15 protein-coding genes and 2 pseudogenes are annotated in these 23,754 nt (G+C 41.5%); 14 read left to right on the top strand and 3 right to left on the bottom strand.

The annotated features are described in order from the left end of the window. Positions 1 to 20 precede the first annotated feature (20 nt). Together NW213_RS11705 and NW213_RS11710 are read left to right on the top strand one after the other, a co-directional pair. A pseudogene (locus tag NW213_RS11705) lies at positions 21 to 2,453 on the top strand (glycoside hydrolase family 2 TIM barrel-domain containing protein); the annotation flags it as partial. A 57-nt stretch (positions 2,454 to 2,510) separates the two neighbouring features. Then, a pseudogene (locus NW213_RS11710) lies at positions 2,511 to 3,539 on the top strand (arabinogalactan endo-beta-1,4-galactanase); the annotation flags it as partial. Positions 3,540 to 3,603: 64 nt separating this feature from the next. Here the strand turns inward: NW213_RS11710 and NW213_RS11715 are convergent. After that, a complete protein-coding gene (locus NW213_RS11715) occupies positions 3,604 to 4,515 on the bottom strand; it encodes an AraC family transcriptional regulator (protein ID WP_258322878.1) in 912 nt (303 codons plus the stop codon). A gap of 173 nt (positions 4,516 to 4,688) precedes the next feature. Between NW213_RS11715 and NW213_RS11720 the strand changes: the two genes are divergently transcribed. From NW213_RS11720 to NW213_RS11730, 3 genes are all read left to right on the top strand, one after another. Further along, on the top strand, positions 4,689 to 5,762 hold the full coding sequence (locus NW213_RS11720) for an efflux RND transporter periplasmic adaptor subunit (RefSeq protein ID WP_258322879.1): 1,074 nt from the start codon (positions 4,689 to 4,691) through the stop codon (positions 5,760 to 5,762). Next, entirely contained in the window at positions 5,759 to 8,899 is a 3,141-nt protein-coding gene (locus NW213_RS11725; protein ID WP_258322880.1) for an efflux RND transporter permease subunit, read from the top strand. Before NW213_RS11720 ends, NW213_RS11725 begins: the two co-directional genes overlap by 4 nt. A gap of 138 nt (positions 8,900 to 9,037) precedes the next feature. Continuing rightward, positions 9,038 to 10,273, top strand: coding sequence for a TolC family protein (locus NW213_RS11730; RefSeq protein WP_258322881.1), 1,236 nt, complete (start codon positions 9,038 to 9,040; stop codon positions 10,271 to 10,273). A gap of 186 nt (positions 10,274 to 10,459) precedes the next feature. Here the strand turns inward: NW213_RS11730 and NW213_RS11735 are convergent, their stop codons facing one another. Next, positions 10,460 to 11,521, bottom strand: coding sequence for a DUF3810 domain-containing protein (locus NW213_RS11735; RefSeq protein WP_258322882.1), 1,062 nt, complete (start codon positions 11,519 to 11,521; stop codon positions 10,460 to 10,462). A gap of 214 nt (positions 11,522 to 11,735) precedes the next feature. Here NW213_RS11735 and NW213_RS11740 point away from each other — a divergent pair, with 214 nt between their 5' ends. The 8 genes from NW213_RS11740 (at position 11,736) to deoC (ending at position 19,789) form a co-directional block, all read left to right on the top strand. Continuing rightward, a complete protein-coding gene (locus NW213_RS11740; protein ID WP_258322883.1) occupies positions 11,736 to 12,968 on the top strand; it encodes a nucleoside recognition domain-containing protein in 1,233 nt (410 codons plus the stop codon). Positions 12,969 to 12,990: 22 nt separating this feature from the next. Further along, positions 12,991 to 13,413 carry an rRNA maturation RNase YbeY gene (gene ybeY, locus NW213_RS11745; RefSeq protein WP_154044731.1) on the top strand — a complete coding sequence of 141 codons (423 nt, stop codon included), beginning with the start codon at positions 12,991 to 12,993 and terminating at the stop codon, positions 13,411 to 13,413. Positions 13,414 to 13,533: 120 nt separating this feature from the next. After that, a complete protein-coding gene (gene mnmG, locus NW213_RS11750; protein ID WP_258322884.1) occupies positions 13,534 to 15,405 on the top strand; it encodes a tRNA uridine-5-carboxymethylaminomethyl(34) synthesis enzyme MnmG in 1,872 nt (623 codons plus the stop codon). A gap of 130 nt (positions 15,406 to 15,535) precedes the next feature. Further along, entirely contained in the window at positions 15,536 to 16,060 is a 525-nt protein-coding gene (locus tag NW213_RS11755) for an adenine phosphoribosyltransferase (RefSeq protein ID WP_204392898.1), read from the top strand. 17 nt (positions 16,061 to 16,077) lie between these two features. Further along, positions 16,078 to 17,904 (top strand): excinuclease ABC subunit UvrC, encoded by a 1,827-nt coding sequence (gene uvrC, locus NW213_RS11760; RefSeq protein ID WP_258322885.1) that lies wholly within the window; start codon positions 16,078 to 16,080, stop codon positions 17,902 to 17,904. 12 nt (positions 17,905 to 17,916) lie between these two features. Continuing rightward, positions 17,917 to 18,369, top strand: a complete 453-nt coding sequence (gene dtd, locus NW213_RS11765; RefSeq protein ID WP_235340757.1) for a D-aminoacyl-tRNA deacylase — start codon at positions 17,917 to 17,919, stop codon at positions 18,367 to 18,369. Positions 18,370 to 18,506: 137 nt separating this feature from the next. Continuing rightward, a complete protein-coding gene (locus NW213_RS11770; RefSeq protein ID WP_154044736.1) occupies positions 18,507 to 18,827 on the top strand; it encodes a nucleotide pyrophosphohydrolase in 321 nt (106 codons plus the stop codon). A gap of 71 nt (positions 18,828 to 18,898) precedes the next feature. Next, a complete protein-coding gene (gene deoC / locus NW213_RS11775; RefSeq protein WP_258322926.1) occupies positions 18,899 to 19,789 on the top strand; it encodes a deoxyribose-phosphate aldolase in 891 nt (296 codons plus the stop codon). Positions 19,790 to 19,829: 40 nt separating this feature from the next. On the opposite strand, the gene NW213_RS11780 is transcribed toward deoC, so the two are convergent. Beyond that, a complete protein-coding gene (locus NW213_RS11780) occupies positions 19,830 to 20,804 on the bottom strand; it encodes a polyprenyl synthetase family protein (protein ID WP_154044738.1) in 975 nt (324 codons plus the stop codon). A gap of 94 nt (positions 20,805 to 20,898) precedes the next feature. Between NW213_RS11780 and polA the strand changes: the two genes are divergently transcribed. Continuing rightward, a complete protein-coding gene (polA, locus tag NW213_RS11785) occupies positions 20,899 to 23,682 on the top strand; it encodes a DNA polymerase I (RefSeq protein WP_258322886.1) in 2,784 nt (927 codons plus the stop codon). Positions 23,683 to 23,754: the final 72 nt, after the last annotated feature.

Consider the following 23,754-nt stretch of genomic DNA (forward strand, 5'->3'; position numbering starts at 1 on the left):
TATAATAAACTTTTTACTTAATGAAACTGACTAAATTAATAACAGCATTACTTTTTCTTGTACCTGTATTCTCAGGCAACGCAAATGCCCAAAGAAACATTCAAACCCTTGAAAAGGGATGGAAATTCTTTAAAGGTGAGGCTTCCGGAGCTGAGGAATCTGACTATAATGACAGCAAATGGGAAAATGTAACAGTTCCTCATGACTGGGCTATATTCGGTCCGTTCGACAGAAACAATGACTTGCAGAATGTGGCTATCACTCAGAACTTTGAGACACAGGCTTCTGTAAAAACCGGACGTACAGGAGGACTGCCATATGTAGGTGTGGGATGGTATAGGACCACATTCAATGTTGACAATGACAAACAGACTACACTCGTATTCGATGGAGCAATGAGTGAGGCTCGTGTATATGTCAACGGACAGGAAGCATGTTTCTGGCCTTTGGGATATAACTCATTCCACTGCGACGTTACAAGCCTTATTAACAAGGATGGTAAAAACAACATCCTTGCCGTACGCCTTGAAAACAGGCCTCAGTCTTCAAGATGGTATCCGGGTGCCGGACTTTACAGAAATGTGCATGTAATAACTACAGAAAAGATACATGTTCCGGTATGGGGTACACAGATTACTACCCCTCATGTAGGAAAGGATTACGCTTCTGTAAATCTTCGCACAGAGATTAAAAATGCTGATAAAAAGAAACTGACAGTAATCACCAGAATATATTCCCCTGAAGGCAAGGTTGTTGCCATCAAGAACAACCAGGGATTTATAAATCACGGACAGCCGTTCACACAGAATTTTGTTGTGAACAATCCATTGTTATGGTCACCTGAAGAACCTAATCTTTACAAAGCTGTTTCAGAGATTTACGCAAACGGAACTCTGCAGGACACATACTCCACAACATTTGGAATACGAACAATAGAGTATATAGCCGACAAGGGTTTCTTCCTTAACGGAAAACACCGTAAGTTTCAGGGAGTATGCAATCACCATGACTTAGGTCCGCTTGGAGCAGCTGTAAATGTATCTGCTCTACGTCATCAGTTGAAGTTGCTGAAAGACATGGGATGCGATGCTATCAGAACTGCGCACAATATGCCTGCTCCGGAACTTGTAAAGCTATGCGATGAAATGGGCTTTATGATGATGATTGAGCCTTTTGATGAATGGGACATAGCAAAATGCGACAACGGCTATCATCGTTTCTTCAACGAATGGGCTGAAAAAGATATGGTAAACATGCTCAGACAGTATCGTAACAATGCATGTGTCGTGATGTGGAGTATCGGTAATGAAGTGCCTACACAGTGTAGTCCTGAGGGTTATAAAGTAGCAAAATTCCTGCAGGATATTTGTCATAGGGAAGACCCTACACGCCCTGTTACATGCGGTATGGACCAGGTGAGCTGTGTACTGAACAATGGATTTGCAGCTATGCTTGATATCCCGGGATTCAACTATCGTGCACACCGCTACGAAGAAGCTTATGAAAGACTGCCTCAAAACATAGTTTTAGGCTCTGAGACATCTTCAACCGTAAGCTCACGTGGAGTGTATAAGTTCCCAGCTGAAAGTAAAGCAGACGCCAAATACGATGACCACCAGTCTTCTTCATACGACCTGGAATACTGTTCATGGTCAAACATTCCTGATATAGATTTCGCACTTGCAGAAGACCATGAATGGACTATAGGACAGTTCGTATGGACCGGATTCGACTATCTTGGCGAACCAAGCCCATATGACACCGATGCATGGCCTAACCATAGCTCAATGTTCGGTATAATAGACCTTGCATCTATACCTAAAGACAGATACTATCTTTACAGAAGTGTATGGAACAAAGACGTTGAAACTCTCCATATATTGCCACATTGGAACTGGGAAGGATATGAAGGAAAAGATATACCTGTGTTTGTATATACCAACTATCCTTCGGCTGAACTGTTCGTAAACGGAGTAAGCCAGGGAATAAGAACAAAGAACGGCTCTACAGTAGTGAACCGTTATCGTCTGATGTGGCATAATGTGAAATATCAGCCGGGAGAACTAAAAGTAATAGCTTACAACAGCGACGGTAGTAAAGCCGCTGAAAAATCCATACATACCGCAGGAAAACCTTACCGTATAAAACTTGTTTCAGACTACACAAGTCTTAAAGCCGATGGTAAAGATTTGGCTTATGTAACTCTTCGCATTGAAGACAAGGGCGGCAATCTCTGTCCTACAGACGGACGTCTGGTTAACTTACGTGTTGATGGTGCCGGAAAGTACAGAGCCTCAGCCAATGGTGACCCTACATGCCTTGACTTGTTCCACAAACCGGAGATGCATGCATTCAACGGAATGCTGACAGTGATACTACAAGCAGGAGAGAAACCTGGAAAGATTCGTCTTCGCGCGTCGGCCAAGGGATTGAAGACAGGAGAGTTTGAAATACCTGTAACGGAATATTCGACAGAAAAAGAAGATTATGAGCCTTTCTATAAAGGTGCAGACATCAGCTGGGTCACAGAAATGGAATCGCAAGGACACAAGTTCTACAATAAAAAAGGAGAAGAAAAGGAATGCACCTCACTGATGAAAGAACTTGGTCTTAATGCTATCCGTCTTCGTGTATGGGTTAACCCTAAAGAAGGTTGGAGCAGCAAGGAAGATATGCTTAAGCTGGCACGCCGCGCCAAGGCAAACGGAATGGAACTGATGGTAGATTTCCATTACAGTGACTGGTGGGCAGACCCGGGGCAACAGCATAAGCCTGCGGCATGGAAAAATCTCAGCTTTGACAAGCTGAAGACAGCAATGGCAGACCATACTAAAGATGTTCTTGAAGCGTTGAAAGCAGAAGGAATCACTCCTAAATGGATACAGGTTGGCAATGAGATACGTCCGGGTATGCTTTGGGATGAGAATCCGAAAACAAGCGGTGCTTCATATGATATCCGCGAATGTGATGTAAAAGAGTCTGGAAGCAAATCAACTGCTGTAAAATTCAGAATGAACTGGAAAAACCTGGCAGAGCTTATTAACTCTGGATATGACGCAGTAAAATCAGTTTTTCCGGGTTCTACAGTTATTGTGCATCTTGACAATGGATACGACAAAGAACTGTATCGCTGGTTCTTCGATGAACTGAAGGCAAACGGTGGCAAATGGGATATGATAGGAATGTCTATCTATCCTTACTGGACAATGATGGAAAAACCGGAATATACTCCGGAAAAGACCATAAACGATTGTATTGAGAATATAAGACTCGTAAATGAGAGATATAATTGTGATGTGATGATAGTAGAAACCGGAATGGAATGTGCGGACGATAATGGCAACTTAGCCAACAAGGAAACACTGAATAAAGGTTACAAACTGCTGAGAAAGTTAATAACAAAATGTATTGAAAGCACTGATGGCATTTGCAAAGGTGTATTCTATTGGGAACCTGAATGCAAACCTAACAAATACCGTCTCGGCGCATTTACAGAGGATGGCAGACCAACAGAAATAATGGATGCATTCATGCCATAACATATACAGAACAGAAAATAAAGAAACGGACAGGATTGCGCAAAAACAATTCTATCCGTTTCTTTTAGCTTTTCATATAAGCCTTAGGAGACATTCCTGTTTTCCTCTTAAAATACTTTCCGAAGAAAGACTGATTGGCAAAATTCAGCATATCACACACCTGCTGTACCGTATATTTATTACTTTTCAGCAATGCTTTTGCTTCAAGTATTACATAATCGGAAATCCACTCACCGGCAAGTCTTCCCGTAACATTCTTTATTACCTGCGAAAGATATTTTGGCGAAATACATAACAAATCCGCATAATACGTTATACTTCGTTCTTGGACGTAATTCTTCTGAACAGCCTGAATAAAACGGGAATAGATTTCCTGGTTCCTGTTATATTCAGAAGAGCTATTCACATTATTCTTCATTTTGGTAAAATAATAGTAGGCATTGAACATCAAAACCTGAGTATAACCCTGAAGAGCTCCTTCGCGAAATATATTATCAACTTCGGACAATTTTGATTTCATTTTTTTATATATGTCAAGCGAATCTTCAAAGAATCCCTTTTCAATGTGCGACACCGGGTTTGTATAAATCTGCTGCTGTATGGAAATGGCAGTACCAATATGCTTCATCACATTGAAAAATTCATCAGAAAAGGCAATAACTGCAATACGAGTATTTGGCAACAGGCTGCAGAATTCACCTATATTCCCTTTGAATACGGTAATGGCATCACCCGCACCCGCCTCAAAATCTTCCAGATTAATCTTGACTTTTATTCCTCCTGAAACAATAAGTATAACTATTGTAAAAGATAATTTCATAGGATAATTGGCAAACGACAATCCTTTAGTGTTCTCATCATTTTCCGTATCATCAAAATTATCAATAAGTATGAACTTATTGTCAATATGAATGGCATCCGGCAATGCTGACAAATCACTGAGATTTAAGTTCAAAAAAATATTATCGTTTTTCATAACTAATCATATTATACCTTTTGAAGAACAAATATATACAAATTAAATGATTATACACCATTTCTCAATCCTTTTGACCAATTTGCCATCCTTTTTGATAACATGTGGGAATAAATAAATCGGCAATTTTGCACAATAAAAGAGTATATTATAAACATAAAAACATATTAAGTATGAAAAAAAAGAATTTAGTATGTACATCTACATTATTAATATGTATATTATGCTCATGCGGCAAAACGCAAAAGAGCTCTTTACCTGTTCATAGTGTTGAAGTAACATGTCCCTCACCATCGTGTAAAACTGTTACAAAAAGTTATTCAGGAATAGTCCGTGAAGCACACGAAATCAGCTTAGGATTTAAAACTGCCGGACAGATAAAATACATACACGTAAAGGAAGGGGATCGTGTAAGGAAAGGCGAGCTTCTTGCAGAGCTTGACGATGCAGATTATAAATTAGGCGTTGATGCTCTTCAAATCCAATATGACCAGTTGAAAGATGAAGTGGCAAGAACAAGAAAGCTGTTTGAACAGAAAAGCGTTTCGGCAAATGATTACGAAAAAGCTAATGCCGGGCTGAAACAACTTGGAATTCAACTTCAAGTAAACAAAAACAAGCTTGAATATACAAAACTATACTCACCAACTGACGGATACATACAGACAGTAAATTTCTCGCCTGCAGAGATGGTTGATGCAGGTACACCATTATTTACATTCCTTGATGTCTCGCATCTGGAGGTCAATACCGATTTACCGTCAAGTACATTTAAAGTCATCAATAACGTGATAAGTTATGACTGCAGGGTTTCGTCAGAAAAAGAATCACAAACATATCCTATGGATTTCATAAGCATATCACCAAAAGCAGACGGGAACCAGTTATACCAACTATGTCTGAAATTTAAAGAAGACCCGAAAAAACAAATTACTCCGGGCATGAACATAGAGGTATGTTTGACTGTAAATGAGAATACTGATAGTACCGGAAACTTTAATATACCGCTATGTTCAGTATTCAAGAGCGATGGCAACTCTTGCGTATGGGTCCTGAAAGAAGATTCAACGATAGAAAAAAGAATCATAACCATTGACAGCAATTTCTCAGGAGAGAAAGTAATTGTCAGCAACGGTCTGGACGGCTCAGAAAGGATTGTACGTGCAGGAGTGAACTCATTGCTGGAGGGAGAAAAGGTAACAGTAATAGAAGAACCGGAAAAGAGTAATGTCGGAGGACTGATATGACAAGAATTACAGAATACTTTATGAAACGACCAATGCTATTCTGGTCGTTCGTAACAGCTATAATAATTGCCGGAATACTGTCATTCATACAGATGCCAAAACTTGAGGACCCTGCGGTCTCTGCCAAGCAGGCAATGGTGATAGTGCCATATCCGGGAGCAAGTGCACACGAGGTTGAACTCAAAGTGGCACTCATGATAGAAGAAGAATTACGAGCTCTTCCAAACGTAAACAAGATAAAGACAGAATGCCGGAACGGAATGGCTATGTTTACCGTAGAATTCCAGATGACAGTCCTTACAAAAGACCTTGAACAGCACTTCGACCTGATGCGCCGCAAGGTAAACGATGCATCCTCAAGACTCCCTCAAGGATGTTATGACCCGATAGTGATAGACGACATGATGGATGTCTATGGCATTTTTTACGCTTTTACTGCCGACGGATATGATTATCCTGAAATGTACAAATACGCCAAACTGATAAAACGTGAACTGTCAAGTGTAAAAGGGGTAAAAAGAATAAACATTGCAGGTAACCGTGATGAGGTTATAAACATAACTTTGTCAAAAGAACAGATTTCCAGGAACGGGGTAATACCTACACAGATAATGTCCACTCTGCAAGGTGCTTTCAAGACAGTAAATGCCGGAAAATATCAAGGCGGAAACGAACTTATTCCTATCTATGTTGACTCGGAAAGCAAGGATGAAAACGACATAAAGAATCTTCTGATACAGACTATAGACGGCAAGACGATAAGATTGGGTGACATAGCAAAAATTGAAAAGACATACTCCGAGCCTCAAAGGAACGGTTTCTTCGTCAACGGCAAGCCAGCGCTTGCAATCTGTATCGCGATGGAATCGTCAGCCATAGTGCCCGATGTAGGTAAGGCAGTGGATAAACGTCTCAGTGAAATTATGAGAAGCATTCCTGCCGGAATGAATACAGAGAAGATATTTTTCCAGCCTGACAAGGTAGAAGATGCCATATCATCATTCATGTGGAATCTTGTAGAATCAGTAGCCATAGTAATATTGGTACTGATATTCACCATGGGATTCCGTAGCGGTCTGATTATAGGTTTTGGTCTTATACTTACTGTTGCAGTATCTTTCCCTATATTATTAGTATGCGGAACCACACTACAACGAATATCATTGGGAGCATTCATAGTAGCTATGGGTATGCTTGTGGACAATGCTGTAGTGATAATGGACGGTATTCTGATAGATAAAAAGCGCGGACTGTCACCAAAAAACTACCTGTATAGGATAGGGAACAACACAGCCATGCCGTTGCTTGGAGCTACTGTCATTGCTGCTTCCACATTCTTGTGTGTTTACCTTTCGCCGGACTCTGCGGGAGAATATGCAGGCGACTTGTTCCTTGTATTATGTGTCAGTCTTCTGGCAAGTTGGATTTTGGCCCTCGTACAGGTTCCGGTATGTGCCAAGACGTGGCTTCCTGTAAGGGAACATGCAGTAGGCGACGCAACAAATACTGTAATGAATTCACCGATACACAAGTTTGTACGTAATGCCATATCACAACTGATAGGACATAAGAAAATAACTATAGGTATAGCAGTCACAATACTGGTTGTATGTGTTTTAGGAATGGGGAAAGTAAAAAACATGTTCTTCCCTGATTTCGATTATAAACAATATGTAGTAGAATGCTTTTTCCCTTCTGCCACCAGTCCGAATGTTGTACGCGACAAACTTCTGGACATGAGTAATCTGTTATCAGAACGTCCAGACATAGAAAGAATTGCTGTCAGCCAGGGAAGCGCACCCGCGCATTACTGCCTTGTAAGGCCTATGACATCCGGCGGTGATTGTTACGGTGAACTGATTATAGACTGCAAGGACTACAATACCGTCATGAAACAAATACCGGAAGTAAGACGTATTTTGAGGGAGAAATATCCTGACGCATATATACGTTGCAGGAAATATAATTTCTCTATATCTACATCGCATACGGTTGAAGTGGAATTCGCCGGTCCGGATCCGGCTGTCCTGAAAGAATTGAGCGGCAAGGCGGAAGATATAATGAGGAAATGCGAATATGTTGATCCTTATTCAGTACAAAACAACTGGAAACCTTACGGAAAATCTTACGTCACAAAATATTTACAACAGGACGCACTGCGTTCAGGTGTGGGAAGAAGTGACATAGCCAACGCCCTTATGGCTGCTACAGACGGGATGCCTGTAGGAGTAATAAACGAACAGGACAGGACTATAATTGTAAACATGCTGGTCAGAAACGAAGACGGAAGCCGCATAAGCGACCTGAACGATATTCCTGTATGGAGCATGATGAACCTGCATCTTTCAAATGATGAACTCAACTCAGCCATTGCCGGAGGAAAAGGCATGAGCGAACTTCAAGACAAGATTTTCCGTTCAACACCTCTTAGCAGGGTAGCGGAAAGCATCACTATGGAATGGAACGAAGATGTGGTTATGCGTCTGAACGGTCAAAGAGTCATTGAAGCGGAATGTGACCCTAATACAGAAATCAATGAAGCGACTCCGGCAAAAGTGGTGGAAACAATAAAGAAAGACATAGAAGCTATCGAACTGCCGGCAGGATATTCCATGAGATGGGTAGGCGAAGGAGAGTTGCAAGGCGATGCCATTGCAAACCTTTTGAAGTATGTACCTCTTACCATTTTTATAATTCTTGCAATACTTCTGTTGCTATTCAACAGCTGGAAAAAGGTTATACTCATTCTGATATGCTTCCCGTTCGTATTCTGCGGCATAGTGCCATCGCTGTTGGCAACAAACCAGCCTATGACATTTATGGCAATCATTGGTATGATGGGACTGATAGGCATGATGGTCAAGAATGCAATTGTACTTGTAGATGAAATAAACAGACTGCAGACAGAAGAAAAGAAAACGCCATATACCGCAGTTATAGAAGCTACCGTATCCAGAGTACGCCCGGTATTGATGGCATCACTCACCACTATAGTTGGTATGATACCTCTCATCACAGACCCGATGTACAGCTCTATGGCTATCACCATAATGGGAGGACTGGCTGTTGGAACTATTATCACATTGATATTATTGCCTGTCTTATATACGGTACTTTTCAATATAAAGAAAGCTTAATTACATACATCAATCTTTATAAAAATGAGATACAGATTTTTTCAAATATTATTTACAACAACAGCTTTTATTTTTATCCATAATATAAATATAAAAGCACAGGAAACAATAAAGCTAAGCCTGGTTTCATGCCGGGAAATGGCTTTATCACAAAGCGAATCCCTGCAACAGGCAGAACATAAATACCAGCAGTCGCAACTGGACAATAAAATAGCAACTTCGGCTTTCCTTCCGAAAATCGAGGCTTCAGGCACCGGAACATACGTATTTCCGGATATGGACATGATGGGTATGGACCTCAGAATGCGAGGAATGTATATGGCAGGAATAACCCTTACTCAACCACTATACGCAGGAGGAAAGATAATGACAGGAAAGAAACTCTCAAAACTGGGAGAGTCTATAGCTGCCGAACAGAAAAGGATGACAATGATGGACGTGCTGGTGGAAGCTGACAATGCATACTGGACACTTATTGCCGTCAGACAAAAGGTAAAAATGCTGGACAGTTATAAAGAACAGATGGATTCGCTGTATTCTCAAGTGAAAACCGCTGTTGGGGCAGGGCTAAGCACAGAGAATGAGCTTCTGAGGATAGAGGCAAGCAGGAGTGACATTTTATACCAGATACAGAAGGCAAAGAACGGAGAGGACTTATGCCGCATGTCGCTATGCAGAATTACCGGCATTGACTCAAATGCAGAACTTGAGCTTACTGACACGACGATACACGTTAATGAGCCTGGACTTCTGACAGCGGATATTAACGGACGACCGGAGCTCAATCTGCTCAAACATCAGATGGATGCCACTCAAAAGCAGATACAGATGTCGCGCGCAAACATGCTGCCAACAATAGGACTTGTAGCAGGATATACATATTACGGCAATATCAAGCTTAACAGTATGGTTGACGCAGGCAACGGAACCATGGTGCCGTACTCACAGGAATTCCGCGACGGGTTAGGGGCTGTAATGCTGTCTGTGAATATTCCGATATTCGAGTGGGGTGCAAATCTGAAGAAAGTAAAAAAAGCAAAGCTTGATTTCAAGAATGCAGAACTGGAATTAAGCAGGAACTCACGGCTTATGACTTTGGAAGCTCAAAGCGCTCTGAAAAATGTTTACGACGGTTACCAACTTATCAGGACGGCAGAAGTTGGACTTAAACAGGCGGAGGAGAATTTGAGAGTAACCAATAACAAATACAATGTTTCGATGGCACTGCTTACAGACTTGCTAGATGCACAGTCACAGTGGAAACAGGCAAAAAGCAATCTCATCGAAGCACAAACACAGTATAAAATTTATGAAACCGAGTATTTAAGGGCAACCGGAAGGCTAAATCAGAATTTCTCTCCGGATTATCAATAATTATTTTCAAATAAATAATATCAAAAAGACAGCCACACACAAACAATCTTTATACTTATGTTACACATAGTGCTGTATTACGAATATTTTATTAACAGAATGCTATAAAATAGTATATAATACAGTTATTGACAGGCTTGCGAGAATTAAAAAATCAGAGTCATCACGTACAGATACCCGATTTTTTCAATTCTCAGCAAGCATTTTTATACCTTCATCGGGCAACGACAACAAAAGACCGATAACCTCGGCATAATTTTTCTGTCCGGACGAAATTCTGTTACCCTTCAGATAGATTTCATACATTGCCGACTGAATTTCGCCAAGCAACGGACTATAGAGAGAGGACCAATGCATGCGCTTCTCCTTATACTGTTTTATCACTTCCGGCCGGACACCGGAAATCCAGTTTTTATAATCCTCTTCATTCAACAGACCTCGCGCATTCATCAGCACATATGGAAAGAGACCGAAATAACCACTGTACTTAATCTCAGCATCGGAAGAAAGAAGACAGGTCTGATATGCCCAAAGATTTGCTTCCGCCTCGCTGCTTATTCCCAAAAGATGGGAAAGTTCGTGAGCATATGTGAAAGGATACTCCAACGGAGTAATCTGCATATTGATATGCGACTCGGCAAAGAACGGTCCCATAAATCCGAGAACACCGGAACCGGAATAAAGGGAATTGAAAAGTAGTGCCTTTGGATGCTGAAACGAACGGGGAGTGGTGAGCCCATAGACATCAGATACTTTTTTGTAAGATAATTTTATCTCTTCATGAACATGCTCCGCAGATACGGTATCAATATTGCAACAGTAACTGTTCAGACTGTCGGTATATGAATACAGAAAATCTTTAAAACGCTGTTCATCGTATTTAGCAGGAGAGACACCGGCCCTTGTGAAAAAACTTTCACGATAATAGTTTATTCCCCAACCGATATAAAACCACACGTATATCCATAAAAGTATTTCTGCCTCACGCAATAGAACCGTTTTCCATTTCAGTTTTCTGCGTATCCGCCATACAAACGGAAATACTACGACTGACAATATCATCAGTAAGACGCCTATCTCATCAAGAGAAAACGGCACAACGGATGATAATGCAGAAAGCACATATGACAATGACGGATAAATACTACGTGAATAAAACTCTGCGACACCGACATTCAGCGACGAGAGAATTACAAACAGAAAGAGCAGCATGAGCAGGGTCCAACGTAAATATTTAAACTTGAACATATATTTTTGAGTTTTTAGGTTAGAAGTTGACGAGTTGACAAGTTAACGAGGTTGCCATCCGGATATAGAACCTTGTCAACTTGTAACTGAAGCCTTGTCAACTTTTTAATTATTAAGTTTAAGTAATGGCAAAATTATCTTTTTCTGATTAAAATACTTATTTTTGTAAAAGATTTTTCTAACTGATTTATAACCAAAAAACGATAAACGATTTATGGTATTGAACTACATCTGGATAGCATTTTTCCTTATCGCATTCGTAGTGGCAGCAGTAAGACTGGTCTTTATGGGCGACACAGGCGTTTTTCCAGCTATCATCAATTCGACTTTTGACTCGGCTAAGACAGCTTTCGACATCTCACTGGGACTGACAGGGGTGTTGTCTTTATGGCTTGGAATTATGAAAATTGGAGAACTTGGAGGAGTGATAAATATGTTCTCAAGAGTACTGAGTCCGCTGTTCTCTAAACTCTTTCCTGACATTCCGAAAGGACATCCGGTTACAGGAAGTATCTTCATGAACCTTGCAGCCAATATGCTGGGACTGGACAATGCCGCCACTCCGTTAGGACTGAAAGCTATGGAAGGACTTCAGGAACTGAACACAAAAAAGGATACTGCCAGCAATCCGATGATAATGTTCCTTGTACTGAATACCTCCGGACTTACCATTATTCCAATAAGCATAATGGTTTACAGAGCGCAACTTGGAGCCGCACAGCCTACAGATGTATTCGTACCGATACTGCTTGCAACATTCTTTTCAACCCTGGCAGGAATTATCGCCGTAAGCGTTTATCAGAAAATCAATCTTCTGAACAGGACTATACTACTGTTTCTGGGTGGAGCCAGCCTGTTCATAGCAGGTATAATATATTTCTTCACTACGCTTTCAAGAGAGATGATTGACGTATATTCCACCACGACCGCAAATGTATTCCTGTTCCTGATTATTATCGGCTTTATACTTGCCGGAATACGCAAGAAAGTAAATGTTTACGATGCGTTTGTTGAGGGTGCGAAAGAAGGATTTACCACAGCCGTAAGAATCATACCATATCTGGTAGCTATACTTGTGGCGATAGGGGTGTTCCGCGCTTCTGGAAGCATGGATTATATCATCAACGGAGTTGCCACATTGGTCGGCTGGTGTGGAATAGACAGCGAATTTGTGGCGGCACTGCCTACAGCAATTATGAAGCCATTGAGCGGAAGCGGGGCACGCGGACTGATGGTTGATGCAATGACAACATACGGTGCAGATTCATTCGTAGGACGTATGGCTTGTATCTTCCAAGGCTCTACAGATACCACTTTCTATATCCTCGCCGTTTACTTCGGAAGTGTAGGAATAAGCAAGACAAGACATGCTGTTCCTTGCGGACTATTGGCTGACTTGGCAGGAATAATTTCAGCCATATTTATATGCTATCTTTTCTTCGGATAAAAAACTAAAACTTATATAACGTATGATTACTTATCAGACAGACGGGGTTGAAATGCCCGACATCAAAAAGAGAGAAACTACAGAATGGATAAAGGCCGTAGCCGCCTCGTACGGTTTACGCGTGGGAGAGATTGCCTACATCTTTTGCTCGGACGAGAAAATTCTGGAAGTGAACAGACAGTATCTGCAACATGATTATTACACTGACATCATCACATTCGACTATTGTGAAGGCAAGCGAATATCAGGCGACCTGTTCATCAGCCTTGACACTGTAAGAACGAATGCCGAACAGTTCGGTGCGGAATACGATACGGAACTGCACCGAGTGATTATCCACGGAATCCTACACCTATGCGGAATAAACGACAAGGGACCGGGAGAAAGAGAGATAATGGAAGCTGCAGAGAACAAGGCACTGGATATGCTTAAGGAAATGAAATAATTAGAACAAAAGTAGTGGGGCGGGAATTTCTCGCCCTACTTTGTTAAATGATATTTGCAAGGGGGAAAAACAACGATAATTTTCACTAATTTTGCAACCAGTAATAAACATCATAATTCAATGGAATTTAAGTACGACGTTATTGTAATCGGTGCCGGTCATGCAGGTTGTGAAGCTGCTGCGGCAGCAGCCAATCTTGGATCCAAGACATGTCTGATAACAATGGACATGAATAAGATTGCACAGATGAGCTGCAACCCTGCGGTAGGTGGTATTGCAAAGGGACAGATAGTAAGAGAAATTGACGCATTGGGCGGATATATGGGATTGGTGACAGACAAGACTGCCATACAGTTCCGAATGCTGAACCGTTCAAAAGGTCCTGCCATGTGGAGCCCTCGCGCGCAATGCGACAGAGGCAAATTTATCTGGGCATGGAGAGAGATTCTTGAGAACATTCCTAACCTGCATATATGGCAGGACACAGTGGAAGAACTTATAATCGAAAATGGGGAAGTTAAAGGACTGACCACTTGCTGGGGCGTGACATTCTATGCAAAATGTATTGTTCTCACTGCAGGTACATTCCTCAACGGACTTATGCACATAGGACGCAAGATGCTCGCCGGAGGACGTTGCGCAGAGCCTGCTTCTTATCATCTTACTGAGTCTATAACCAGACATGGCATCACTGCCGGAAGAATGAAAACAGGTACACCGGTAAGAATTGACGCAAGAAGCGTACACTTCGACCTCATGGAGCCTCAGGACGGCGAGAATGATTTCCATAGATTTTCATTCATAAGTAAGCCAAGAGAACTTAAACAACTTCAGTGCTGGACTTGTTTTACTAACGAAGATGTTCATGCCACACTGAGAAACGGACTGGCGGACTCCCCTCTTTACAACGGACAAATCCAGAGTATCGGTCCGCGCTACTGCCCAAGTATAGAAACGAAAATCGTAACTTTCCCGGACAAACCGCAGCACCAGCTTTTTCTGGAACCGGAAGGAGAAACTACACAGGAACTTTACCTCAACGGGTTCTCCTCTTCCCTACCTATGGACATCCAGCTTGAGGCTCTGAAAAAGATTCCTTGCTTTAAGGATGTGGTGCTTTACCGCTCGGGATATGCCATAGAATACGACTACTTCGACCCTACCCAACTCAAGCATACACTCGAATCGAAGATTGTCAAGAACCTGTTCTTTGCAGGTCAGGTGAACGGTACTACAGGTTACGAGGAAGCAGGCGGTCAGGGTATCATTGCAGGTATCAATGCTCATATCAATTGTCATGGCGGAGAGCCTTTCGTATTGGGAAGAGACGAAGCTTATATCGGCGTTCTGATAGACGACCTTGTGACAAAAGGTGTGGACGAACCTTACCGTATGTTTACTTCAAGAGCAGAATACAGAATCTTGCTGAGACAGGATGATGCCGACTTCAGACTTACAGAAAAGGCATACAAGCTCGGACTTGCAAAACAGGACAGATACGACATCCTCTGCAAGAAGCGTGAAGAGATAGAAAAGATAGTGGAATTCACCAAGACCTACTCTATCAAGGCAGACAAGATAAACGATGGTCTGGAAGCATTAGGAACTGCAAGACTGGTTCACGGATGTAAGCTAATCGACCTGATAAGCCGTCCGCAAATTACGATAGAAAACATAGCTCCTCTTGTTCCGGCATTCAAGGCTGTTCTTGACAGAATAGAAGACCGCAAGGAAGAAATTATAGAGGCGGCCGAAGTACAGATTAAATACAAAGGATACATCGACCGCGAGAGAATGATAGCCGACAAGATACACCGTCTGGAGTCAATCAAGATAAAAGGCAAATTCGACTATGATACCCTCCAGTCACTGTCAACCGAGGCAAGACAAAAGCTAAAGAAGATAGACCCTGAAACACTGGCACAGGCAAGCCGAATACCGGGTATATCTCCTAGCGACATCAATGTGCTACTTGTTCTCATGGGACGATAAAACGATGTTTCACGTGAAACAATTTGTTTAAGGATTACCCGTAAATCACTGTAAATAAAGGAAAACGCATTAAAGTTTAAAGTGTGGTTAACGTAAAACTTTAAGGCTTGAACAAATAAAATCAAAACCAATGAACAAAGAAACTTTAAGAAAGAACCTCCGTGAGATTCCAGACTTTCCAAAGCCGGGAATTCTGTTCTATGACGTTACTACCCTATTCAAAAACAGCGAGTGCCTTAGCGGTCTGATAGACGAGCTGTATGAAATGTATAAGGACAAAGGCATCACTAAAGTAGTAGGAATCGAGTCAAGAGGATTCATCCTTGGCGGTGCTCTGGCTGCAAGACTTGGAGCCGGTTTTATCATGGCCCGCAAGCCGGGAAAACTTCCGGCAGAAGTAATTGAAGAGACTTACGAAAAGGAATACGGAACTGACACTATCCAACTTCATAAGGATGCCATCAGCGAAGACGATGTGGTACTGCTTCATGACGATCTTCTTGCCACAGGCGGAACTATGGCAGCTACACACAGACTTGTTAAGAAAGCCGGAGCAAAAGAAACATATATCAACTTCGTTATAGAGCTGAAAGACCTTAACGGAAGAAAGGCTTTCCCTTCCGATGTTGATGTCACAACGATACTTGAACTCTAAATATTTTTTCAGCAATAATGGATTCGAAAGAGGAACTTAAAACCAGCGATTATCTTAGGGGAATTGTCTTGAACCTGCCGGACAGTCCGGGGATTTATCAATACCTGAACACCGAAGGTACTATCATTTATGTGGGTAAGGCAAAGAACTTGAAAAGACGCGTATATTCGTATTTTGCAAAGGAGCACCAATCGGCAAAGACAAGGATTCTGGTAAGCAAGATTGCGGATATAAAATACATCGTGGTAAACTCAGAGGAGGATGCATTATTGCTGGAAAATAACCTGATCAAAAAATATAAGCCACGATACAACGTCCTGCTTAAAGACGACAAGAGCTACCCTTCTATCTGCATCAGCAACGAGTATTTTCCACGTGTTTTCAAGACACGGAAGATAATCAGAAAAGAAGGTACATACTTCGGTCCTTACAGCCACGTTCCTTCAATGATGGCAGTATTGGAGCTTATAAAGAAACTCTATAATCTGCGCACTTGTCATCTGGCACTTACACCGGAAAACATATCGCAAGGGAAATTCAAGGTTTGCCTGGAATATCATATCAAGAACTGCAAAGGGCCATGTATAGGACTTCAAAGCCACGAAGAATACATGAAGCAGATAGCAGAAATAAAAGAGATTCTGAAAGGCAATACGCGAATCATAAGCGACATGCTGATGGACGAGATGCAGAAGCTGGCAAGCGAACTTAAGTTTGAAGAAGCGCATAAGATAAAGCTGAAATACGACCTGGTGGAAAGCTACAGATCGAAGAGCGAGGTGGTAAGTTCAGTACTTCACAACATCGATGTATTCTCTATAGAAACTGACGAGGGAGTGGCATATATCAACTATCTGCACATCACGAACGGATGCATAAACCAGGCCTTCACTTTCGAATATAAAGTGCGGATGAACGAGACAAAAGAGGAACTGCTCCAGTTGGGTATTGTGGAGATGCGCGAAAGATACCAGAGCAAATCGAAAGAGATAATAGTTCCGTTCGAACTGGATATGGAGATGAACGGAGTAACATTTACAGTGCCGCAAAGAGGCGACAAAAAACATCTTTTGGAACTGTCTATCCTGAACGTAAAACAGTATAAAGTAGATCGCCTGAAGCAGGCAGAAAAGCTTAATCCGGAGCAGAGGAGTGTAAGGCTGATGAAAGAAATTCAGGAACAGCTTCACCTGGAAAAAATGCCTGTCCATATAGAATGCTTCGATAACTCGAACATTCAGGGCTCGGATGCTGTAGCCGCCTGTGTAGTTTTCAAGAAAGCGAAACCAAGCAAAAAGGACTATAGGAAATACATTATAAAAACCGTGGAAGGTCCGGATGATTATGCTTCGATGCAGGAGGTGGTGAGACGAAGATATACACGTATTTTGGACGAGCAGGGCGAACTGCCTGACGTTATTCTGACAGATGGTGGAAAAGGACAGATGGAAGTTGTAAGACAAGTAATAGAAGACGAGCTTCACCTCAACATTCCAATCGTGGGACTGGCAAAAGACAACCACCACAGGACATCGGAAGTACTTGCCGGATTTCCACCGCAGACCATAGGAATAAAACAGGGAACTCCCCTATTCCATCTGCTTGAAAACATTCAGGACGAAGTGCACAGATTTGCCATCACCTTCCATCGCGATAAGAGAAGCAAGAGCCAGATAGCATCGGCACTGGACAACATCAAGGGTATCGGAGAGAAAAAGAAAACGGCGCTTCTGAAGGCTTTTAAGAGCGTCAGACGAATAAAGGAAGCCAGCATAGAGGAATTATCCAAAGTTGTAGGAGAAGCCTCTGCAAAGGCCGTAAAAGAGGAATTAAACAAGGAATAATTTTATCAGAATATGAGACTAGTTATACAGAGAGTAAGCCATGCATCGGTAACCATAAACGGCGTGTGCAAATCGGCAATAAAGGAAGGTTTCATGATACTTGTAGGTATAGAGGAAGCCGACACTAAAGAAGATGCCGACTGGCTGTGCAAAAAGGTTATCGGACTGAGAGTGTTCGACGATGAAAACGGAGTGATGAACAAATCTATCATGGACATAAACGGTGAGATTCTAATCGTAAGCCAATTCACTCTTATGGCTTCTACAAAGAAAGGAAACAGACCGTCGTACATCAGAGCTGCCGGACATGAGACCGCTATCCCACTCTATGAATACTTCTGCAGCGAAGTAAGCAAGGCATTGGGTAAAGAAGTAGGCACAGGTGAATTCGGGGCAGACATGAAAGTAGAGCTGCTTAACAACGGTCCTGTTACTATTTTAATCGACTCTAAAAATAAGGAATGAATTTTAGTTAACAAGGCTACAGTTACAAGGCTTCAGTTACAAGTTGACAAGGCTCTTCATCCGGATGGTAACCTCGTCAACTTGTCAACTAGTCAACTAGTAACTCAAAAACTCAAGAACCAAAAAACTCAAAAAATATGACACTTGATGAAGCCCAGAAAACAGTTGACAACTGGATAAAGGAATACGGAGTAAGATACTTCAGCGAACTTACCAATATGGCAGTTCTTACCGAAGAGGTTGGAGAACTGGCCAGAGTGATGTCAAGAAAATACGGCGACCAGTCGTTCAAAGAAGGCGAAAACCAGGATCCGGCAGACGAAATGGCCGATGTATTATGGGTACTGCTCTGCCTGGCAAACCAGACAGGCGTGAACCTTACGGAAGCATTCAAGAAGAACATCGAAAAGAAAACTTCAAGAGATAAAGACAGACATAAAAACAATCCAAAACTATAATGCTTATGAGTTACAACGAAGAAAACATCTACGATTTTGAACAGGAACATGACCACGAGCATGAACATGAGATGCCTACAAGTGATAAATACACAGAGGCACTGAACAAGTATAACACCGCCATAAAGGACGATGAAATAACTTATGCAACGGATAATATTCTGAATAAATATCTTCATGAGAACAATACAAAAGATGTAAAGAAATTTTTATTCAATTGCATAGACCTTACAAGTCTGAAATGTACAGACAGCGAAGAAAGCATACTTAAATTCACAGAGAAGGTTAATGAGTTTGTTGACAAATATCCTGACCTGAAAAACGTTGCCGCAATCTGTGTTTACCCAAATATGGCAGAAATTGTGAACGACGCTCTGGAAGCGGACGATGTCAAGATAGCATGCGTTTCAGGAGGCTTCCCGTCATCACAGACATTCACCGAAGTCAAAGTAGCCGAAACGGCCATGGCTATACATGCAGGCGCCGACGAGATAGATATCGTTATGCCGATAGGCAAATTCCTTAGCGGAGATTACGAGGGAATGTGCGACGAAATAGAGGAGCTGAAAGCCGTTTGTGGAGAAAAGCCACTGAAAGTAATACTTGAGACAGGAGTACTGGGAAGCGCTTCAAACATAAAGAAAGCTTCTATCCTGGCGATGTATGCAGGTGCTGACTTCATAAAGACTTCTACCGGAAAGGAAAGCATAGGAGCAACTCCAGAGGCTGCTTTTATAATGTGTAAGGCAATAAAGGAATACTTCCTTGAAACAGGAATAAAGATTGGTTTTAAAGCTGCCGGAGGTATCAATACAGTGGAAGATGCCTTGAAATATTATACAATAGCCAAAGAAGTACTTGGAGAAGAATGGCTGAACGAGGGACTATTCCGCATCGGAACAAGTCGTCTTGCAAACCTTTTGCTTTCGGAGATAACAGGTGAAGACATCAAGTTCTTCTAAATCTACATAAAACGAAAAAGGACGGTTTCCCGTCCTTTTTTTATTTCTTTCTGTCAATTACATAATCAATATAAGCAGTCAATGCAAGCCTTATATCCTGTGGTATATATTCAGGCAATAAGTCTAGCGCCTTGTTTCTATAGTCACGCATAACCTTATCGGCATACTCTATCCCACCCTCTTTTTTAACCGTTTCAACAAACGACAGAATTTCGTCTTTGGTGGCATTCATTCCTCTTATGCGCAAGGCCAAAGCATTCAAGGCTTCATCATTCATCTTATTCAGGACATATATTGCAGGCAGGGTAAGTTTTCCTTCAACCATATCGTTTCCGGTAGGCTTTCCTATGTTTTCATCTTCAAAATAATCAAAGATATCATCCTTTATCTGAAATGCAATACCAAGCATCTCTCCAAATGATGCTGCACTTTTAACCTCTTTTTCCGATGCTCCTACAGCAACTGCTCCACACTCTGCAGCAGCAGCAAACAACGCTGCAGTTTTTCTGCGTATTACATTGAAATAATCTTCTTCTGAGAATTCCTTGTTCGAAAGATTGGCCAACTGTATCACTTCACCCAAAGAAAGATCCTGACCAAGATCGGACACCAGTTCAACCAGCTTTATGTTTTTGGTCAATGAGGCATGTTTCAAACAAGTAGCCAGGATATAATCGCCAACCAGAACCGAAAGTTTGTTATTATAAACAGCATTTACAGACTGCTGTCCCCTACGTTCACTACTCTCATCCACCACATCATCATGAACAAGACTTGCCGTATGAAGCAATTCAAGCGACAGAGCTACATGCCTTACCGAATCATCTATAACGCCATAAGCTTTGGCAACAAGCATAACCAATATCGGTCTCATCATCTTGCCACTCCTATTCTTTATATATGCAAGTACATTGTCAAGAAGCGGATTATCACTCTTTAATGACGAAACGAATAGCTCTCTGAAAGCCTCCAACTCATTTGTAATAGGTTGTTTTATTATATCTACTGTGTTCATCGGGAATAAATTAGCGTACAAAAGTAATAATAAAACGGGGAATACGGTATTTTTTTGTACTTTTACATGAAATTTCATTATTAATTCACACTATATGGATAAACTTTTTCTACTCGATGCCTACGCATTAATCTACCGTGCATATTACGCATTAATCAAAAGTCCCAGAATAAACTCGAAAGGTTTCAACACATCGGCTATCCTGGGTTTTGTAAATACACTTGAAGATGTATTGAAAAAAGAATCGCCTACCCATATCGGTGTAGCTTTCGACCCATCAGGTCCGACATTCAGACACGAAGCATACAAGGAATACAAAGCACAGAGAGAAGAAACTCCTGAAGCAATACGATTGTCAGTTCCTATTATAAAGGATATAATCAGAGCTTACAAGATTCCTATACTGGAAGTTCCGGGATACGAAGCTGACGACGTTATCGGCACACTTGCCACAGAGGCCGGCAAAAGAGGTATCACAACTTATATGATGACTCCCGATAAAGACTACGGTCAGCTGGTAAGCGAGAACGTATTCATGTACAGACCTAAGTATGGCGACAAGGAATTCGACATAATGGGTATCGAAGAAGTAAAAGCAAAATTCAATATAGAATCTACCAGTCAGGTAATCGATATGCTTGGACTTATGGGTGACTCGTCAGATAATATACCGGGGTGTCCTGGCGTTGGCGAGAAAACCGCCCAGAAACTTATTTCGGAATTCGGAAGCATAGAAAACCTGCTTGAACATACAGACCAGTTGAAAGGGGCAATAAAGACAAAGGTAGAATCGAATGTCGAAAAGATAAAATTCTCTAAGTTCCTCGCCACTATAAAAACTGACGTTCCTATCGAACTTGACATGGATTCGCTGAAACGTGAAACTCCGGATGAGGAAAAACTCAGAAGCATTTTCGAGGAGCTGGAATTCCGTACCCTATTGGAAAGGGTATTCAAATCCGACAAAAAGCCGGCAGCAAAACCGGCACCCGAAAAACAGGCACTCCAAGGCAATCTCTTTGGATTTTTTGCCGACGACAATACGGAAGAACAGAAAAATTCAAGTCTCAAAAGGCTTGAAGACACCGATTATGACTATCAACTCATTGATACAGAGGATAAAATAAACGATTTTTTAAGAATAATCCTTACAAAGGAAATTATCAGTCTAGATACTGAGACTACAGGCACCGACGCAATGAGCGCAGAACTGGTAGGAATGAGCTTCAGTTACAAAGAAAACCAGGCTTTTTATGTTCCTGTTCCGCAAGACAGGGAAGAAGCTCAAAAAATCGTCGATAAGTTCAAACCTGTATTCGAAAATGAAAAATCCATAAAGGTAGGACAGAACATAAAATATGATATGATTGTCCTTGGCAATTATGGAGTCAGCATTAAAGGACAGATGTTCGACACCATGATTGCTCATTACGTGTTGCAGCCGGAACTGCATCATGGCATGGACTACCTGGCTGAAGTATATCTTAAATATGACACCATAAAGATAGAAGAGCTGATAGGTGCAAAAGGAAAGAACCAACGGAACATGCGCGACCTCTCTCCTACCGATATATATAAATATGCATGCGAGGATGCAGACGTAACGCTCAAACTTAAGAACATTCTTGAAAAGGAACTTGAGACTAACGGTGTGAAAGAACTGTTTGAAGAAATAGAGATGCCACTTGTTCCTGTGCTTGCATACATCGAAAGAAACGGAGTGAGAATTGATACCGAGGCCCTGAAAGAAACTTCCAGACATTTCACCATAAGAATGCGCGAAATAGAAGAAGAAATCTACAAGCTAGCAGGAATGGAATTCAATGTATCTTCCCCTAAACAGGTAGGCGAAGTTCTTTTCGACAGACTTAAGATTGTAGAAAAAGCCAAGAAAACCAAAACAGGACAATACGTAACATCGGAAGAGGTTCTGGAAAGCCTGAAAGGCAAACATCAGATAGTAGAAAAAATTCTTGACTACAGAGGATTGAAAAAACTGCTCAGTACATATGTAGATGCACTGCCTGAACTTATCAATCCGAAGACAGGAAGGATACATACATCTTTCAACCAAACAGTAACTGCTACAGGACGATTAAGCTCAAGCAATCCTAACCTGCAGAACATTCCTGTCAGAGACGATGACGGAAAAGAAATCAGAAAAGCATTTATCCCAGATGACGGATGCGAATTCTTTTCTGCCGACTATTCTCAGATAGAGCTTAGAATAATGGCACACCTGAGTGAAGACGACAATATGATTGAAGCATTCAGAGAGGAGCAGGATATTCATGCGGCAACCGCAGCCAAAATATATAAGATAAATATAGACGAAGTGACCAGAGAGCAAAGAAGCAAGGCTAAGACTGCGAACTTCGGAATTATATACGGTATTTCTGTCTTCGGGCTTGCGGAACGTCTGAATGTAGATCGCAAAGAAGCCAAGGAACTTATTGACGGATATTTCGAAAACTATCCGAAAGTAAAAGCATATATGGACGAAAGCATACGTTCTGCAAGGGACAAAGGTTACATTGAGACAATTTTCAAGCGCAAAAGGTATCTTCCTGACATAAACTCAAGAAATGCCGTTGTTAGAGGGTATGCCGAACGAAATGCAATTAACGCCCCTATTCAGGGTAGTGCAGCCGATATTATCAAAGTAGCCATGATAAGAATATACAAACGCTTCATGGACGAAGGCATCAAGTCTAAAATGATACTACAGGTACACGACGAACTCAATTTCAGCGTGTTGAGAGAAGAAAAGGAAAAAGTGCAGCAAATTGTGATATCCGAAATGGAGGCTGCTTACAAAATGAAAGTACCTTTGCTTGCAGACTGTGGTTGGGGTCAAAATTGGCTTGAAGCGCACTAATTCATCTAAATTGTAAACAGAAGTTAAATGACTAACATTTTGCTAATTTATAGCTATTTTTTAGGGATAAAC

Source organism: Bacteroides sp. ET336 (assembly GCF_024733815.1).
Taxonomy (GTDB): Bacteria; Bacteroidota; Bacteroidia; order Bacteroidales; family Bacteroidaceae; genus Phocaeicola; species Phocaeicola cellulolyticus.

What these genes read in the sequence shown, in the direction of transcription:
- NW213_RS11715 (WP_258322878.1), bottom strand. Translation starts at nt 4,515, where the DNA reads ATGAAAAACGATAATATTTTTTTGAACTTAAATCTCAGTGATTTGTCA.
- NW213_RS11720 (WP_258322879.1), top strand. Translation starts at nt 4,689, where the DNA reads ATGAAAAAAAAGAATTTAGTATGTACATCTACATTATTAATATGTATA.
- NW213_RS11725 (WP_258322880.1), top strand. Translation starts at nt 5,759, where the DNA reads ATGACAAGAATTACAGAATACTTTATGAAACGACCAATGCTATTCTGG.
- NW213_RS11730 (WP_258322881.1), top strand. Translation starts at nt 9,038, where the DNA reads ATGGCTTTATCACAAAGCGAATCCCTGCAACAGGCAGAACATAAATAC.
- NW213_RS11735 (WP_258322882.1), bottom strand. Translation starts at nt 11,521, where the DNA reads ATGTTCAAGTTTAAATATTTACGTTGGACCCTGCTCATGCTGCTCTTT.
- NW213_RS11740 (WP_258322883.1), top strand. Translation starts at nt 11,736, where the DNA reads ATGGTATTGAACTACATCTGGATAGCATTTTTCCTTATCGCATTCGTA.
- ybeY (WP_154044731.1), top strand. Translation starts at nt 12,991, where the DNA reads ATGATTACTTATCAGACAGACGGGGTTGAAATGCCCGACATCAAAAAG.
- mnmG (WP_258322884.1), top strand. Translation starts at nt 13,534, where the DNA reads ATGGAATTTAAGTACGACGTTATTGTAATCGGTGCCGGTCATGCAGGT.
- NW213_RS11755 (WP_204392898.1), top strand. Translation starts at nt 15,536, where the DNA reads ATGAACAAAGAAACTTTAAGAAAGAACCTCCGTGAGATTCCAGACTTT.
- uvrC (WP_258322885.1), top strand. Translation starts at nt 16,078, where the DNA reads ATGGATTCGAAAGAGGAACTTAAAACCAGCGATTATCTTAGGGGAATT.
- dtd (WP_235340757.1), top strand. Translation starts at nt 17,917, where the DNA reads ATGAGACTAGTTATACAGAGAGTAAGCCATGCATCGGTAACCATAAAC.
- NW213_RS11770 (WP_154044736.1), top strand. Translation starts at nt 18,507, where the DNA reads ATGACACTTGATGAAGCCCAGAAAACAGTTGACAACTGGATAAAGGAA.
- deoC (WP_258322926.1), top strand. Translation starts at nt 18,899, where the DNA reads ATGCCTACAAGTGATAAATACACAGAGGCACTGAACAAGTATAACACC.
- NW213_RS11780 (WP_154044738.1), bottom strand. Translation starts at nt 20,804, where the DNA reads ATGAACACAGTAGATATAATAAAACAACCTATTACAAATGAGTTGGAG.
- polA (WP_258322886.1), top strand. Translation starts at nt 20,899, where the DNA reads ATGGATAAACTTTTTCTACTCGATGCCTACGCATTAATCTACCGTGCA.